We start from the raw sequence: 14949 nt of genomic DNA, 5'->3' as shown, positions 1-14949 counted from the left end.
TTCCCGGGTTCACTGATCCACGCCACGCGGCCCCAGCGGTGCGCCCTGGCCACCTCCGGTGCGCTTTGCCGTGGGTCGGTGCGTCACGTGAGGGCCCGTCCAGGATCATGGAGGCATGACTGACGACGTGACGCCCGGAGCCTCGCAGCGTGCGGGGTGCGCCGGGAACGGGGGGATCGGGCGCCGCACGGTGCTGTGCGGTGCGGGGGTCGCCGGCGCCGCCGTGCTCGCCGGGTGCGCGAGCGGCGGAGAGGAGAAGACCGCCGAGGACCTCAAGGGCCAGGAGATCGCGAAGGCCGCCGACATCCCGGTCGGCGGGGGCAAGGTCTACGGCGCGGACAAAATCGTGGTGACCCAGCCCGCCCAGGGCACCTACAAGGCGTTCACGGCGGTCTGCCCGCACCAGGGCTGCACGGTGGACAAGGTGCAGAACGGGCTGATCAGGTGCGCCTGCCACGGCAGCGAATTCAAGATCGCGGACGGTTCGGTGCAGAAGGGGCCGGCGGATCAGCCGCTGGCGGAGTATCCGGTTCAGGTCCGCAACGGCGGCATCGTCGTCACCTGACGCGGCGGCCACCCGAATCTGAGAGTTTGGTTCTGGTTTGAACCATCTCGGTCGCGGATTCGTTCTCCCCGGTGACACACGGGAACCAAGAGATGTCACCGGAGGGCGAGTATGCGGGAGTCCGAGACGCAGGCGGACGGGGCGGAGCGGGCGGCCGGGGACGCGCCGGCCGAGGGGAACACCCGCAGGGGCGTTCTCCTCGGCGCGGGGCTCGCGGGCATCGCCGGGCTCGCGGCGGCGTGCGGCGGGTCGGGGGACGACGGCGGCGACGCCGGAGGCTCGGGCGGCTCCGGCGGCGGGGACACGGGCGGCGCGGGGGCCGGCACGGCCCTGGCGTCCGCCGGTGAGATCCCGGTCGGCGGCGGCAAGGTCTTCGAGGACGCGAAGGTCGTGGTGTGCCAGCCGGCGCAGGGCGAGTTCAAGGCGTTCTCCGCCACCTGCACCCATCGGGGCTGCAGCGTCGGGTCGGTGTCCGGCGGCATGATCAACTGCCCCTGCCACGGCAGCAAGTTCAAGATCACCGATGGTTCGGTGGCGAGCCCGCCGGCGGACGAGCCGCTGGAGGAGAAGAAGATCACCGTTCAGGGCGACAAGATCATGCTCGCCTGAGCGTCTTCGCGCGCGCCGGGCCGCCCTCGCGCGGGGCGGCCCGCCCGTCGTCGGCGCGATCGCCGTCCGGCCGGCCGCCGGCCGTCTCGCCGCCGACGATCTCTCCGTCCGCCGGCTCCCGGCCGTCCGGGCCCGCGCCGTCCCCGGCGCCGTCCGAGCCGGCGCCGTCCCCGGCGCCGCCTGCCGGGATCTCCTCGTGGCCGACGCGGAAGCGGGGGAGCGCGTCGGGGTAGTGGTCGCGGATGTGGGTGATGAGATGTTCGCGCATGTCGCAGCGCAGGTCCCAGGTGCTCGCCGAGTCGGCGGCGCTCATCAGCGCCCGGAGTGTGACGAGCCCGTTCGGCTGCACGTCGACCACCTGCAGGATCCATTCCCGCCGGTCCCACAGCGGGTTCTCCTTGAGCGCCGCGTGCAGTTCGGCGCGCAGTTCCTCGATCGGCACCGACCAGTCGACGTGCAGCTCGACCGAGCCGAGCAGCCGGTTGGAGTGCCGGGTCCAGTTCTCGAAAGGCTGCTCGGTGAAATGCGAGACCGGGAAGATCATCCGGCGGTCGTCCCAGAGGCGCAGCACCACATAGGACAGGGTCAGTTCCTCGACCCGTCCCCAGTTGCCCTGCGTGACGACGACGTCGTCCAGCCGCAGCGCGTCGCTGAACGCCAGCTGCAGCCCGGCGAGCAGGTTGCCCAGCGTCGGCCTCGCCGCGATGCCGACGACCAGCCCGGCGACGCCCGCCGAGGCCAGCACCCCGGCGCCGACCGCCCGCACGCCCGGGAAGGTGAACAGCGCGGCGCCCACCGCGAGGATCACGATCAGCACGGCCGCGATGCGGCGCAGGAGCAGCATCTGGGCCCGGGCCCGCCTGGCCCGCCGGTTGCGCTCGCCCTCGATGCGCATCAGCCGTTCCAGCGGCGGATCGCTCAGCGCGTAGCCGATCCGCAGCACCAGCCAGGTGGTGGCGCCGATCGCGGCGATCCGCAGCGCGTGCCGGACGCCGCCCTCCGCCTGGCCGGCGAGCAGGTGGTAGGGCATCGCGGCGTTGGCGCTGACCACGGCGGCGAACGCGAACGCCGGCGCGGTGCAGCGCCGGGCGGCGCGCCCGGCGCCCGGCCAGCGCACCGACAGGCGGCCGGCGAGCAGCCGCCGGCCGGCCTCCACGATGATCGCGGACGTGGCGACGACGGCCGCCAGGAAGATCCACCCCCACAATGCCGACACCTGTGCGACGACCCCCTCTGCCTGCGTGGAGACCTTGGTCCGGAACCTCCGTTCGACCCTCCCTTTCCACTCGCTTTAGCATCATCCAGTCGAAAAGGGGAGATCTCCGTCACCCTGGGACGGGACGCGCGGGCGCACGGCGTGTCGGTACCGCCCACTAGGCTTCTGAGCGTGGCAGATCCGGCGACTTACCGACCCGCACCGGGCTCCATCCCGGAGTCCCCCGGGGTATACCGCTTCCGGGACGAGCACGGCCGGGTCATCTACGTGGGCAAGGCCAAGAGCCTGCGCCAGCGCCTGAACTCCTACTTCGCCGACTTCTCCGTCCTGCACCCCCGCACGCAGACGATGGTGCAGACCGCCGCCCGCGTCGACTGGACCGTCGTCGCCACCGAGGTCGAGGCCCTCCAGCTCGAATACTCCTGGATCAAGGAGTTCGACCCGCGGTTCAACGTCCGCTACCGCGACGACAAGTCCTATCCGTACCTGGCCGTCACCCTGAACGAGGACTTCCCGAGGGTGATGGTGATGCGGGGCGCCAAGCGCAAGGGCGTGCGCTACTTCGGGCCGTACTCCCACGCGTGGGCGATCCGGGAGACGGTCGACCAGCTGCTGCGCGTGTTCCCCGTCCGGACGTGCAGCGCCGGCGTGTTCAAGCGGCAGCACCAGCTCGACCGGCCCTGCCTGCTCGGCTACATCGGCAAGTGCTCGGCGCCGTGCGTCGGCCGCGTCTCCCCGGAGGAGCACCGCCTCCTCGCCGAGGACTTCTGCGACTTCATGGCCGGCCACACCACCCGGTTCACCAAGCGCCTCGAACGCTACATGCGCGAGGCCGCCGCGTCCCAGGAGTACGAGCGCGCCGCCCGGCTCCGCGACGACATCCGCGCCCTGGAGCGCGCCCTGGAGAAGCAGACGGTCGTCCTCGCCGACACCACCGACTGCGACATGATCGCCTTCGCCGAGGACGAGCTCGAGGCGGCCGTTCAGGTCTTCTACGTGCGCGGCGGCCGGATCCGCGGGCAGCGCGGCTGGGTGGTCGACAAGGTCGAGGACGTCACCACCGCCGATCTCGTCGAGCACTTCCTCATCCAGATCTACAGCGAGAGCGAGTCGGTCCCCCGGGAGGTGCTCGTTCCGGCCATGCCGCCCGAGGAGGAGGCCATGACCGAGCTGCTGTGCGAGCAGCGCGGCGGGCCCGTCCGGCTGCGCGTCCCGCAGCGCGGCGACAAGAAGACGCTGCTGGAGACGGTCGCGCGCAACGCCCACGAGGCGCTCAAGCAGCACAAGACCCGCCGCGCGTCCGACCTCACCACCCGCAGCCGCGCGCTCCAGGAGATCCAGGACGCGCTGGAGCTCGACGACGCGCCGCTGCGCATCGAGTGCTACGACGTCTCCAACCTGCAGGGCACGAACGTCGTCGCGTCCATGGTCGTGTTCGAGGACGGCCTGGCCCGCAAGGCCGAGTACCGCCGGTTCACCATCAAGGCCGTCGAGGGGCAGGACGACGTCCGCTCCATCCACGAGGTCATCACCCGCAGGTTCAAGCGCTACCTCGCCGAGAGCGAGAAGACGGGCGAGCTCGACGCCCTCGGCGACCCGGAGGACGGCGCGCACCAGCCGATCGACCCCGAGACGGGCCGGCCGCGCAAGTTCGCCTACCCGCCCAACCTGGTGCTGGTCGACGGCGGCCCGCCGCAGGTCGCCGCCGCGCAGCGGGCGCTGGACGAACTCGGCGTCGACGACATCGCGGTCTGCGGCATCGCCAAGCGGCTGGAGGAGCTGTGGCTGCCCGGTGAGAGCGACCCGGTGATCCTGCCGCGCAACAGCGAAGGCATGTTCCTCGTCCAGCGGGTCCGCGACGAGGCGCACCGGTTCGCCATCGCCTTCCACCGGCAGCGGCGATCCAAGTCCATGACGGTGAGCGAACTCGATAACGTTCCGGGTTTGGGCCCGGCGCGCCGCGCGGCGCTGCTGAAACACTTCGGTTCGCTGAAGCGGCTGAAGGACGCGACGCCAGAGCAGGTCGCCGAGGTCCCCGGCATCGGGCGGCGCAGCGCCGAGGGCATCGTCGCGGCGCTGCACGGCACCGCCGTCCCGTCCGGGGGCCCGGGCGGGCGCGGCGCGGGCACGGGCGGAGACGGGGAACACAGGGGGAGACGGTCATGACCAGAGAGACGAAGATTCCGGACATCGTGATCATCACCGGCATGTCCGGGGCGGGCCGCAGCACCGCGGCCAAGTCCCTGGAGGACCTCGACTGGTTCGTGGTCGACAACCTGCCGCCGGGGCTGCTGGCGACGATGGCCGACCTCGGCGGCCGGGTGAAGAACGCGGTGCCCCGCATCGCGGTCGTCGTCGACGTGCGCAGCCGCGCGTTCACCGAGGACCTGCACTCCTCCATCGCCGAGCTGGAGGCGCGCGGCGTCCACCCGCGGGTGGTGTTCCTGGAGGCGAACGACGCCGACCTCGTGCGCCGCTTCGAGAGCGTCCGGCGCCCCCACCCGCTGCAGGACGACGGGCGCCTCGTCGACGGCATCGCGCGGGAACGGGAGCTGGTCCGCGAGGTCCGCGCCGAGGCCGACCTGGTCATCGACACCAGCGGCCTCAACGTGCACGAGCTGCGCAACAAGATCATCGGGTTCTTCGGCAACGACACCGGCGAGTCCAGCCTGCGCGCGACCGTCGTGTCGTTCGGCTACAAGTACGGGCTGCCCGTCGACGCCGACCTCGTCGTCGACTGCCGGTTCCTGCCGAACCCGCACTGGGTGCCGGAGCTGCGGCCGAAGACGGGCCGCGACACCGCCGTCCGCGACTACGTCCTCGGCCAGCGCGGCGCCAAGGAGTTCCTCGACGCCTACGCCGAGGTCCTGCGGCTCCTCGCCGACGGCTACGAACGTGAGGGCAAGCACTACGTGACCCTCGCCGTGGGATGTACCGGTGGCAAACACCGTAGTGTGGCCATGGCGGAACAGATCGCCGCCCGGCTGAGGGACGAAGGCATCGAGGTGCAGGTCGCCCATCGTGACCTCGGCCGCGAGTGAGACCCGCCCCGGGGCCCGGCGCGGGTCCCGGACGAGGAGAGTATCGGCACGGTGAAGCCCAACGGCCCGAAGGTCGTCGCACTCGGCGGCGGCCACGGCCTCTACGCCTCGCTGTCGGCGCTGCGCCGCGTCACCGACCGGCTGACCGCGATCGTCACCGTCGCCGACGACGGCGGCTCCAGCGGACGGCTCCGCCGCGAACTCGGCGTCCTGCCTCCCGGCGACCTGCGGATGGCGCTCGCCGCGCTGTGCGGCGACGACGAGTGGGGGCAGACCTGGCGGGACGTGGTGCAGCACCGCTTCCGCAGCCAGGGCGACCTGCGCGACCACGCCGTCGGCAACCTCCTCATCGTCGCGCTGTGGGAACTGCTCGGTGAGGTCGGGCCCGGGCCCGAGGGCAGGCCGGGCTCGACCGTCGCCGGCCTCGACTGGGTCGGCCGGCTCCTCGGCGCGCACGGCCGGGTACTGCCGATGGCCGCCGTCCCGATGGACATCGTCGCCGAGGTCCGCGGCGCCGACCCGTCCCGCCCCGACGAGATCACCCACGTCAAAGGGCAGGCGGCGTGCGCCAGGACGCCCGGGAGCGTCCTCGGGGTGTCGCTGGTCCCCGCCGATCCGCCCGCGTGCCCCGAGGCCCTCGCCGCCGTCGAGGACGCCGACTGGATCGTGTTCGGCCCCGGATCCTGGTTCACCAGCGTCCTGCCGCACCTCAAAGTGCCCGCGCTGGCCCGCGCCCTCACCTCCGCCCGCGCCCGCCGCGCCGTCGCGCTCAACCTCGCGCCGCAGCCCGGCGAGACCGACGACTTCTCCCCGCAGACCCACCTGGAGGTCCTGCGCGCCCACGCGCCCGACCTGAACGTGGACGTCGTCGTCGCCGACCGCGGGGTCGTGGACGACCCGGGCGCCCTCGACAAGGCGGTCAAGGAGATCGGCGGACGTCTCGTCCTCGCCGACGTCGCCGCCGACGACGGCTCCCCGCGTCATGAACCCGCCCGCCTGGCCCAAGCCTTCGTACAGATATTCACCGACTGACGTCCCGCGGGGCCGGAATCGGCCACACTGCTGGGAGTCCGATAGGGGGAGGGTTCATCAGATGGCGATGACCGGTGTGGTCAAGGACGAGCTGAGCAGGCTCACGGTCATGAAGCCGTGCTGCCGCAAGGCCGAGGTCTCGACGCTGCTGCGGTTCGCGGGAGGTCTGCACCTGGTCAGCGGGCGGATCGTGATCGAGGCCGAAATCGACACCGGCGTCGCGGCACGGCGCCTGATCAAGGACATCGCGGAGGTGTTCGGCCACACGTCCGAGGTCGTCGTCCTCGCGCCGAGCGGCCTGCGCAAGGGCAACCGCTACGTCGTCCGCGTCTTCCGCGAAGGCGAGTCGCTCGCCCGGCAGACCGGCCTCATCGACAACAACGGCCGGCCCGTCCGCGGGCTGCCCCGGCACGTCGTCGCGGGCGCCGCCTGCGACGCCGAGTCCGCCTGGCGCGGTGCGTTCCTCGCACACGGCTCGCTCACCGAACCCGGCCGGTCCATGTCCCTCGAAGTGACCTGCCCCGGCCCCGAGGCGGCGCTCGCCCTCGTCGGCGCCGCCCGCCGCCTCAAGATCCACGCCAAGGCCCGCGAGGTCCGCGGCGTCGACCGCGTCGTCGTCCGCGACGGCGACGCCATCAGCGCGCTGCTCACCCGCCTCGGCGCCCACGACAGCGTCCTCGCGTGGGAGGAGCGCCGCATGCGCCGCGAGGTCCGCGCCACCGCCAACCGCCTCGCCAACTTCGACGACGCCAACCTGCGCCGCTCCGCCCGCGCCGCCGTCGCCGCCGGCGCCCGCGTCGCCCGCGCCCTCGAGATCCTCGGCGACGACGCCCCCGAGCACCTCGTCAACGCCGGGCGCCTCCGCCTCGAACACAAGCAGGCGTCCCTGGAGGAACTCGGCCAGCTCGCCGACCCGCCCCTCACCAAGGACGCCATCGCCGGCCGCATCCGCCGCCTGCTCGCCATGGCCGACAAGCGCGCCGGCGACCAGGGGATCCCCGGCACCGACGCCAACCTCACGGCCGACATGCTGGCGCCGTAGGCGTCATTCGCGGTCCAGGTCGCCCCTGAGAATCCGGTGGATCAGGTCGTCGCGGAGCTGGCCGTAGCCGGTTTCGGCCCAGACGCTCTGGGACGGGTCGGCCTCGTAGTAGGGGAGGTCGCGGCCGTCGCGGTGGTCCATGAGGACGTCCGGGGTCTGCTTGTTGCGGGCCGCGCGGGCGCAGGGGCGGCAGGTCTGGACGCGGAGGCGCTTGCGCGATCCGACGGGGCGCCAATCGAGCTTGGTGGCGGCGTCCCCGTGGAGGGGGTTGAAGAAGCAGAGCGGCATCGGCGGGATCTCCGGCTTGCCGTTCGCGACGGCCTGGGCGGAGGCGAGGGCGTCGCGGCCCTGGTCCAGCAGGACGAGGACGCCGGCCAGGTCGGGGACGCCGCGCGCCGCGTCGAGGGTCTTGCCGGCCGCCTGGTAGGCGTCCAGGGCCGTGGCCATCAGGACGCGGGCCTTTTCGCCGGTGGTGGGGACGCCGCTCTCGTCCAGGAGCTCGCCGAACGCGATGACCTCGCGGGACGCCTGCTCGCGGAGCTGCTCCTCGTTGGCGCGGCTCGCGGTGGCGAACACCGTGCGGGGCATCAGGAGGCCGCTGCCCTCGCGGCGGACGGACGCCATGCGGCGGCGGCGCCACAGCAGGAACCCCGCGGCTCCGGCCACCGCCACCCCGGCGGCGCCCAGGGGGAGCGCGAGCCCGCCGTCGTCCTCGGACGCGCCGGGTTCGGTGGCGCCGTCCTTCTCGCGGCGCTTCCTGGCGCGTTCGTTGATCTCGGCGGAGACGCGGTCGTACTCCTGGGAGCCGGTGCCGGAGACGATCAGGTCGGTGATGCGCGACAGCCGGGCCGCGAGCGGCGCGTCGTCCATCGCGCGGTCCAGGGTGACCGCCCAGGCGGCGTCGCGGGCCTGGTGGTCGCCGCCCCACTCGCGCGCGGTCAGGTCGTCGGTGTCGTCGTCGAAGGTGATGAAGATGCCGTCGCGGCCCAGCCGGTCGTGGACGACGGTCGCGAGCTGGTCGGCCTCGGTCCAGGTGCCGCCCTTGACGAGGGGGACCAGGACGACGAAGACGGGCGCCGGTGCCTTCGCGAACTTGGCGAGGAGCTTGCGCCGTTCCGCCTGGGGGAGCGCGGACGCCAGCGACGGATCGACGTAGATCGGGGAGCGGCGGAGGGCCGCGGCCAGCCGTTCGCCGGGGGACGGTTCAGTCAACACCGAGGTACCTCATCACGCGGGAAAGGAAGTTCTTGCCGGTGGCGCCCCACGCCGCGTCCCGCCACACACCGGGGATCGCGGTGTGAGGGCGGTGGCGGCCCGGCCCCGGGACCTTGAGGAGGTGCCGGTCGGTGAGCCCGATTCGCCGGTCGAGGACATCGCAGGCCTCGCACAACGGGCACGCCTTCGGCAGGACCTTGTGGGTGAGCTTCGCGAGGCGCCTGCGGGTGGTGGACTCGCCGTGCAGCGGGTTCACCACACAGGGGGCGGGTGGTTCGACGATGTTCTGGCTGAGGACGAGTTGCCCCTGGCGCGCGAGGACGATCGCGCCGACGAGGTCGATGGCGCGGTCCGCGTCGTCCTTGGCGTCGTCGTAGAGGATCTGGGCGGCGTCGTAGGCGGAGACGGCGTAGGCGCGCCCCCGCCCGGCGCTGGTCGTGGTGAGCAGGCTCTGGAGCCGTTCCAGCTCCTTGGCGCCGTGATGGCGGAGCTGGCGCAGGCTGGGAGTCGTCGTGCTCCAGTAGCGACTCTGCTTGCCTCCGGTGGGCCGGCCCCCGCGACCCAGGAGGGCGATGACGCCGAGGCCGATCCAGTACAGCAGCGCCGCGCCGACCGGCCCGGCGAGCAGGAGACCGGTGAGGAGCGGTGCCTGGATCTCGGCGTCCGGGGGTGTCAGCGTGTGCTCCTCCCCGAACGGGTCCGGGGTGGAGTACAGCGTCGGCATGGTGGGGGACGCCGAAGGCGCCGTGACGTAGCCGTTCAGCCGCGCGACGATCCGGTCCGCGAGCCCGTCGAACGGACGGTCGTGGTCGGCCGGAAATGAACTGCCCGGCTCGTCCTCGTCCAGGGAGGAGTACCGGTAGCGGCGCGGCACCCGGAACGCCTCGGAGTCCATGGTGCCGTGCGAATCGACCATCACGTAGAGCCCGTCGCGCCGCGTCCGCTCGTGCAGCGCGAACAGGAACGCGTCGTTGCGGCCCTGGGACTCCGAGTCGGTCAGGTTCGGGAGGACGACGACGTAGGCGGGCACGCCGAGCCGCCGGGCGGTCACGCCGAGGGCCTGGCGGACACGGCCGCGCTCGGCCTCGTCCAGTGCGACGCCGGCGTCGGGGTCGACGAACAGGGGGTCTTCGGCGAGGGCGGCCGCGACCCGGATCAGGCGGTCGTCGGCATGCGGAGGATCGTCCGCGGCGGCGGTTCCGGTGGGCCATGCGGCGAGGACGAGTGCGGTGAGGACGAGCGCGGTGAGCAGCGCCGGGACGCCTGTTCGTCTCATCCGCGTCCCTTCTTCTGCCGCTTCTTCCCGGCCTGTTTCTTCTTTCCCTGGACCTGCGGGGGTCTTCGCAGGGCCTGCCGGGGTTGCTTCCGGCGGGTGCGGCGGCGGACCAGGAGGGCGAGGATCGGCAGGCCGCTGAGCGCCGAGGCCCCGCCGAACGTCCCCCATTCCACGTACGCGACGCGCCGTTCCGCCGCGTCGTCGGCGTCCAGCGCCTTGCGGATCTCCGACTTGGGCCGCGGGCCCGGTTTGTCGGCGCGTTCCCGCGCATGGCCCGACAACGCGATGTCGACGAACCGCGCGACCCGCTCGGGGGCGGTCGCGTCGGAGGGGAGCTCCCGGCTCGTCGCCCGCCAGGCGTCGTCGACCGGGAGGCGCCGGCCGCCGCCGAACTGGCGCACCTCGCCGCCGGACGTCGACGGGGACACCACGAGGTAGATCCCGTCCTTGCGCAGCCGGTCCCGCAGCAGCGCGACGAGAGAGTCGGTGGGGTTCCCCAGCCCGAGGCCGAAGGTGGGCGTCACCGCCACGTACGCCGGGACGCCGAGCCGGGCGATGGACGCCTTGATCTGCGCGGCGGCGTCCGGCGGCAGCACGCGCGGGGTGTGGTCGGTGACGTAGACGGGATCGCGGCGCAACTCCGCGGCGAGGTGATCGGCGCGGCTCACCGGATCGGCACGCTCCAACGCGGCGGCGGGGGCCGCGAGCAGGCACGCGAGCATTCCGGTCAAGACGAGGACGAACCACCCGCGGCGCATGGAGGGGGAGTCTAGTGATGATCGCCGAACCCCCGTGACCGGGGATGCGACGGAATGGTCCCCCTCCCGGGGGAGGCGGGCTCACCCCCCGATTTCCCACACCGGCGGTGTCGGGCTACTCACTGGTCATTGGATAGGGTCGGTGGTCGGGGGAGAACCCCCGGATCGACCGTAGTTAACAGTCCGGCGGACGCCGGGCGCTATCGACGTGCGAGGAGAGCCGTTCCGTGACCATCCGAGTAGGCGTCAACGGTTTCGGCCGGATCGGCCGTAACTTCTACCGCGCTGTGAAGGCATCCGGGGCCGACATCGAGATCGTGGCGGTCAACGACCTGACCGACAACGCCACGCTGGCCCACTTGCTCAAGTACGACAGCATCCTCGGCCGCCTTCCCGAGGACGTGCGCGCCACCGCGGACGAGATCGTCGTTGGCGGCAAGGCCATCAAGGCGTTCGAGGAGCGCGACCCCGCCAACCTCAAGTGGAGCGACGTCGGCGTCGACATCGTCGTGGAGTCCACCGGTTTCTTCACCGACGCCACGAAGGCCAAGGTGCACGCCGACAACGGCGCCAAGAAGGTGATCATCTCCGCTCCGGCCAAGAACGAGGACCTCACCGTCGTCCTCGGCGTCAACGAGGACAAGTACGACCCGGCCAACCACACGGTGATCTCCAACGCGTCCTGCACCACGAACTGCCTGGCCCCGCTGGCGAAGGTGCTGCACGACACCTTCGTCATCGAGAAGGGCCTGATGACGACCATCCACGCCTACACGCAGGACCAGAACCTGCAGGACGCGCCGCACAAGGACCTGCGCCGCGCCCGCGCCGCCGCGGTCAACGTCGTGCCGACCTCCACCGGCGCCGCCAAGGCCATCGGGCTGGTGCTGCCGGAGCTGAACGGCAAGCTGGACGGCTACGCGCTGCGCGTCCCGGTGCCGACCGGCTCCGCCACCGACCTCACCGCGACGCTGTCCCGCGAGACCACGGCCGAAGAGGTCAACGAGGCGTTCAAGGCCGCGGCCGAGGGCCCGCTGAAGGGCTACCTCACCTACACCGAGGACCCGATCGTCTCCAGCGACATCGTCACCGACCCGGCGTCCTGCATCTTCGACTCCGGGCTGACCAAGGTCATCGGCGACCAGGTCAAGGTCGTCGGCTGGTACGACAACGAGTGGGGCTACTCCAACCGGCTCGTCGACCTCGTCAAGCTCGTCGGCTCGCAGCTCTGACCGCCGGCCCGCTCTGACCGAAGGCATCCGGCGCCGTGGCCGCGCACCGTGCTCCGACCGGGGCGTGCGGCCACGGCGCGGCCGTGTACGGAAGGACACCGCATCCCGATGCGCACCATTGACGATCTCGACGTCGCCGGCCGGCGCGTGCTGGTCCGCGCGGACCTCAACGTCCCGCTGCAGGACGGCGCCATCACCGACGACGGGCGGATCCGGGCGAGCCTCCCGACGATCGAGGCGCTGCGGTCCCGGGGCGCCAAGGTCATCGTCTGCGCCCACCTCGGACGCCCCAAGGGGAAGGTCGAACCCGAGTTCTCGCTGGCCCCGGTCGCGAAGCGGCTCGGCGAGCTGCTCGGCGCGGACGTGACGGCCGCCGGCGACGTCGTCGGCGACTCCGCCCGCGCCGCCGCGGACGGCCTCGCGGACGGCGGCGTCGCGCTGCTGGAGAACCTGCGCTTCGAGCCCGGCGAGACCAGCAAGGACGACGCCGAGCGCGGCGCGTTCGCCGACCGGCTCGCCGCCCTCGCCGAGATCTACGTCGGGGACGGGTTCGGCGCCGTGCACCGCAGGCACGCGTCGGTGTACGACGTGCCGCAGCGGCTCCCGCACGCCGCCGGAGGGCTGATCGCCGCCGAGGTCGAGGTCCTCAAGCGGCTCACCGAGGACGTCGAACGCCCCTACGCCGTCGCTCTCGGCGGCTCCAAGGTGTCCGACAAGCTCGGTGTGATCGACAACCTGCTCGGCAAGGCCGACCGCATCCTGATCGGCGGCGGCATGGTGTTCACCTTCCTCAAGGCGCAGGGGCACGAGGTCGGCGAGAGCCTCCTGGAGGAGGACCAGCTCGGCACCGTCCGCGAATACCTGCGGCGGGCCGAGGAGACCGGTGTGGAGTTCGTTCTCCCCGTCGACATCGTCGCCGCCACCGCGTTCGCCGCCGACGCCGACCACGGCGTGGTCGGCGCGGACGCGATCCCGTCCGACCGGCTCGGCCTGGACATCGGCCCCGAGTCCGGCAAACTGTTCGCCTCGCGTCTCGCCGACGCCCGCACCGTGTTCTGGAACGGCCCGATGGGCGTGTTCGAGATGGAGCCCTACGCGCACGGCACCCGTGCCGTCGCCCAAGGGCTCATCGACTCCGGCGCGTTCACCGTCGTCGGCGGCGGCGACTCCGCCGCGGCCGTGCGGCGGCTCGGCTTCGACGAGGCCGCCTTCTCCCACATCTCGACCGGCGGCGGCGCCAGCCTCGAATATCTCGAAGGCAAGACGCTGCCCGGCCTTCAGGCCCTGGAGGACTGACCGATGGCCCCCACGACACCTTCCGGCAAGCAGAGCGGCCGCAAGCCGCTGATGGCCGGCAACTGGAAGATGAACAACAACCACCTTGAGGCGATCTCGCTCGTCCAGAAGATGGCGTTCGCGTTCAAGGAGGCAGACCACGACGCCGTCGACATCGCCGTGATCCCGCCGTTCACGGCGATCCGCTCGGTGCAGACGCTGGTCGACGCCGACAAGCTCGGGATCCAGTACGGCGCGCAGGACGTCTCCCAGCACGCCTCCGGCGCCTACACCGGCGAGATCTCCGCCGCGATGCTGGCCAAACTGGGGTGCGCCTACGCCGTCGTCGGGCACTCCGAGCGCCGCCAGTACCACGCCGAGGACGACGCGACCGTCAACGCCAAGGCCAAGGCCGCGCTCGCCGCCGACCTCACCCCGATCCTGTGCGTCGGCGAGGGCCTGGAGGTCCGCAAGGTCGGCGAGCACGTGGCGCACGTCCTGGCGCAGGTGGACGGCGGGCTGGAGAAGATCCCCGCCGACCAGGTGCGGCGCACCGTGATCGCCTACGAGCCCGTCTGGGCGATCGGCACCGGCGAGGTCGCCACCCCGCAGGACGCGCAGGAGGTCTGCGCGGCCATCAGGACGCGGCTCGCCGAACTCTACGACGGCGGACTGGCCGACCAGGTGCGTATCCTGTATGGCGGATCGGTCAAGGGCGGCAACGTCGCCAAGCTCATGGCGCAGGACGACGTGGACGGCGCCTTGGTCGGTGGTGCCAGCCTGGACCCGGGAGAGTTCGTCAAAATCTGCCGGTACCGGGATCTCCCCGTCTGATCAAAACTGATCAATTCTGCGTGAACTGGGGGTTCTTGCCGAACCAGCGGACGGTTCGTCGTACCCTTCGTACCTGACGGGTAAACCGCCCGGCCCGATCCACCGTCCTGACTACGAAGACAAGGCGCTGAAGAAAAGTGATCATCGCATCGTCCATCGTGCTCGTCCTGTCGAGCCTGCTGATGGTGGTCCTCGTCCTGATGCACAAGGGCAAGGGCGGAGGCCTCTCCGACATGTTCGGCGGCGGCATCTCGACGTCCCTGGGAGGGTCGTCGGTGGTGGAGCGCAACCTCGACCGGCTGACCGTCGGCGTCGGCGTGGTCTGGTTCGCCTCCATCGTCGTCCTCGGGCTGCTGTTCAAGAGCAACGGCGCCGGCTGAACGACCCGTCAGGCATAGGCGACGCCGCGCCGTCCTGGAGGGCACGGGCGGCGGCGGAAACACTGAGCGAGGAGTAACTCCGTGGGTAGTGGTAACGCGATTCGGGGCAGCCGTGTCGGGGCCGGTCCGATGGGAGAGGCGGAGCGCGGCGACGCCGCCCCCCGCGTCTGGGTGACGTTCTACTGCGCCAACCGGCACGAGACTCGTCCGAGCTTCGCGACCGACGTCGCGGTCCCGGAGACATGGGACTGCCCGCGCTGCGGGTTCCCCGCCGGCCAGGACTCGGAGAACCCTCCGGCCCCGCCGAAGACCGAGCCGTACAAGACGCACCTGGCGTACGTGAAGGAGCGGCGCAGCGACGAGGACGGCGAGGCCATCCTCGAGGAGGCGCTCGCCAAGCTCCGCGAGAAGCGCGCCGCCGTCAAGCGAGCACTGGAGTCCGCAGGGCGCCCTTGACGCCCCCTGAACCCCGAA

15 protein-coding genes are annotated in these 14949 nt (G+C 72.0%); 11 read left to right on the top strand and 4 right to left on the bottom strand.

What is annotated here, in order from left to right; all coding sequences use genetic code 11:
• Positions 1 to 115 precede the first annotated feature (115 nt).
• Both AB0C35_RS20605 and AB0C35_RS20600 read left to right on the top strand, forming a co-directional pair.
• Positions 116 to 565 (top strand): Rieske (2Fe-2S) protein, encoded by a 450-nt coding sequence (locus AB0C35_RS20605; RefSeq protein WP_358458100.1) that lies wholly within the window; start codon positions 116 to 118, stop codon positions 563 to 565.
• Between the two features lie 111 nt (positions 566 to 676).
• Positions 677 to 1174, top strand: a complete 498-nt coding sequence (locus tag AB0C35_RS20600; protein WP_358458098.1) for a Rieske (2Fe-2S) protein — start codon at positions 677 to 679, stop codon at positions 1172 to 1174.
• Here AB0C35_RS20600 and AB0C35_RS20595 read toward each other — a convergent pair.
• On the bottom strand, positions 1161 to 2390 hold the full coding sequence (locus AB0C35_RS20595; RefSeq protein WP_358458096.1) for a mechanosensitive ion channel domain-containing protein: 1230 nt from the start codon (positions 2388 to 2390) through the stop codon (positions 1161 to 1163). The genes AB0C35_RS20600 and AB0C35_RS20595 overlap by 14 nt on opposite strands.
• Positions 2391 to 2561: 171 nt before the next feature.
• Between AB0C35_RS20595 and uvrC the strand changes: the two genes are divergently transcribed.
• From uvrC to whiA, 4 genes are all read left to right on the top strand, one after another.
• On the top strand, positions 2562 to 4556 hold the full coding sequence (gene uvrC, locus AB0C35_RS20590; RefSeq protein ID WP_358458094.1) for an excinuclease ABC subunit UvrC: 1995 nt from the start codon (positions 2562 to 2564) through the stop codon (positions 4554 to 4556).
• Positions 4553 to 5431: an RNase adapter RapZ gene (gene rapZ, locus AB0C35_RS20585; protein ID WP_358458092.1), complete on the top strand. Its 879-nt coding sequence runs from the start codon at positions 4553 to 4555 to the stop codon at positions 5429 to 5431. Before uvrC ends, rapZ begins: the two co-directional genes overlap by 4 nt.
• A gap of 51 nt (positions 5432 to 5482) precedes the next feature.
• On the top strand, positions 5483 to 6463 hold the full coding sequence (gene yvcK, locus AB0C35_RS20580) for a uridine diphosphate-N-acetylglucosamine-binding protein YvcK (RefSeq protein ID WP_358458090.1): 981 nt from the start codon (positions 5483 to 5485) through the stop codon (positions 6461 to 6463).
• Positions 6464 to 6524: 61 nt separating this feature from the next.
• Positions 6525 to 7505 (top strand): DNA-binding protein WhiA, encoded by a 981-nt coding sequence (whiA, locus tag AB0C35_RS20575; protein WP_358458088.1) that lies wholly within the window; start codon positions 6525 to 6527, stop codon positions 7503 to 7505.
• 3 nt (positions 7506 to 7508) lie between these two features.
• Here the strand turns inward: whiA and AB0C35_RS20570 are convergent, their stop codons facing one another.
• The 3 genes from AB0C35_RS20570 to AB0C35_RS20560 are packed head-to-tail and all read right to left on the bottom strand — an operon-like array spanning position 7509 to position 10754.
• On the bottom strand, positions 7509 to 8720 hold the full coding sequence (locus tag AB0C35_RS20570; RefSeq protein ID WP_358458086.1) for a hypothetical protein: 1212 nt from the start codon (positions 8718 to 8720) through the stop codon (positions 7509 to 7511).
• Positions 8710 to 9996, bottom strand: a complete 1287-nt coding sequence (locus AB0C35_RS20565; protein WP_358458084.1) for a hypothetical protein — start codon at positions 9994 to 9996, stop codon at positions 8710 to 8712. The genes AB0C35_RS20570 and AB0C35_RS20565 overlap by 11 nt, the downstream gene beginning before the upstream one ends.
• Positions 9993 to 10754 (bottom strand): hypothetical protein, encoded by a 762-nt coding sequence (locus tag AB0C35_RS20560; protein WP_358458082.1) that lies wholly within the window; start codon positions 10752 to 10754, stop codon positions 9993 to 9995. The genes AB0C35_RS20565 and AB0C35_RS20560 overlap by 4 nt, the downstream gene beginning before the upstream one ends.
• Positions 10755 to 10981: 227 nt before the next feature.
• Here AB0C35_RS20560 and gap point away from each other — a divergent pair, with 227 nt between their 5' ends.
• From gap to AB0C35_RS20535, 5 genes are all read left to right on the top strand, one after another.
• Positions 10982 to 11986, top strand: a complete 1005-nt coding sequence (gene gap / locus AB0C35_RS20555) for a type I glyceraldehyde-3-phosphate dehydrogenase (RefSeq protein ID WP_358458081.1) — start codon at positions 10982 to 10984, stop codon at positions 11984 to 11986.
• Between the two features lie 108 nt (positions 11987 to 12094).
• Positions 12095 to 13282 (top strand): phosphoglycerate kinase, encoded by a 1188-nt coding sequence (locus AB0C35_RS20550; protein WP_358458079.1) that lies wholly within the window; start codon positions 12095 to 12097, stop codon positions 13280 to 13282.
• Positions 13283 to 13285: 3 nt separating this feature from the next.
• Positions 13286 to 14095, top strand: coding sequence for a triose-phosphate isomerase (gene tpiA / locus AB0C35_RS20545; protein ID WP_358458077.1), 810 nt, complete (start codon positions 13286 to 13288; stop codon positions 14093 to 14095).
• Between the two features lie 137 nt (positions 14096 to 14232).
• Positions 14233 to 14475 (top strand): preprotein translocase subunit SecG, encoded by a 243-nt coding sequence (gene secG, locus AB0C35_RS20540; protein ID WP_358458075.1) that lies wholly within the window; start codon positions 14233 to 14235, stop codon positions 14473 to 14475.
• Between the two features lie 81 nt (positions 14476 to 14556).
• Positions 14557 to 14931, top strand: a complete 375-nt coding sequence (locus tag AB0C35_RS20535; protein ID WP_358458073.1) for an RNA polymerase-binding protein RbpA — start codon at positions 14557 to 14559, stop codon at positions 14929 to 14931.
• The last annotated feature ends 18 nt before the right edge of the window (positions 14932 to 14949 follow it).

This window comes from Spirillospora sp. NPDC048819 (genome assembly GCF_040650055.1).
GTDB lineage: Bacteria > Actinomycetota > Actinomycetes > Streptosporangiales > Streptosporangiaceae > Spirillospora.
Note: the sequence above shows the minus strand (reverse complement) of the source record. Positions and strands in the feature narration are given on the sequence as shown.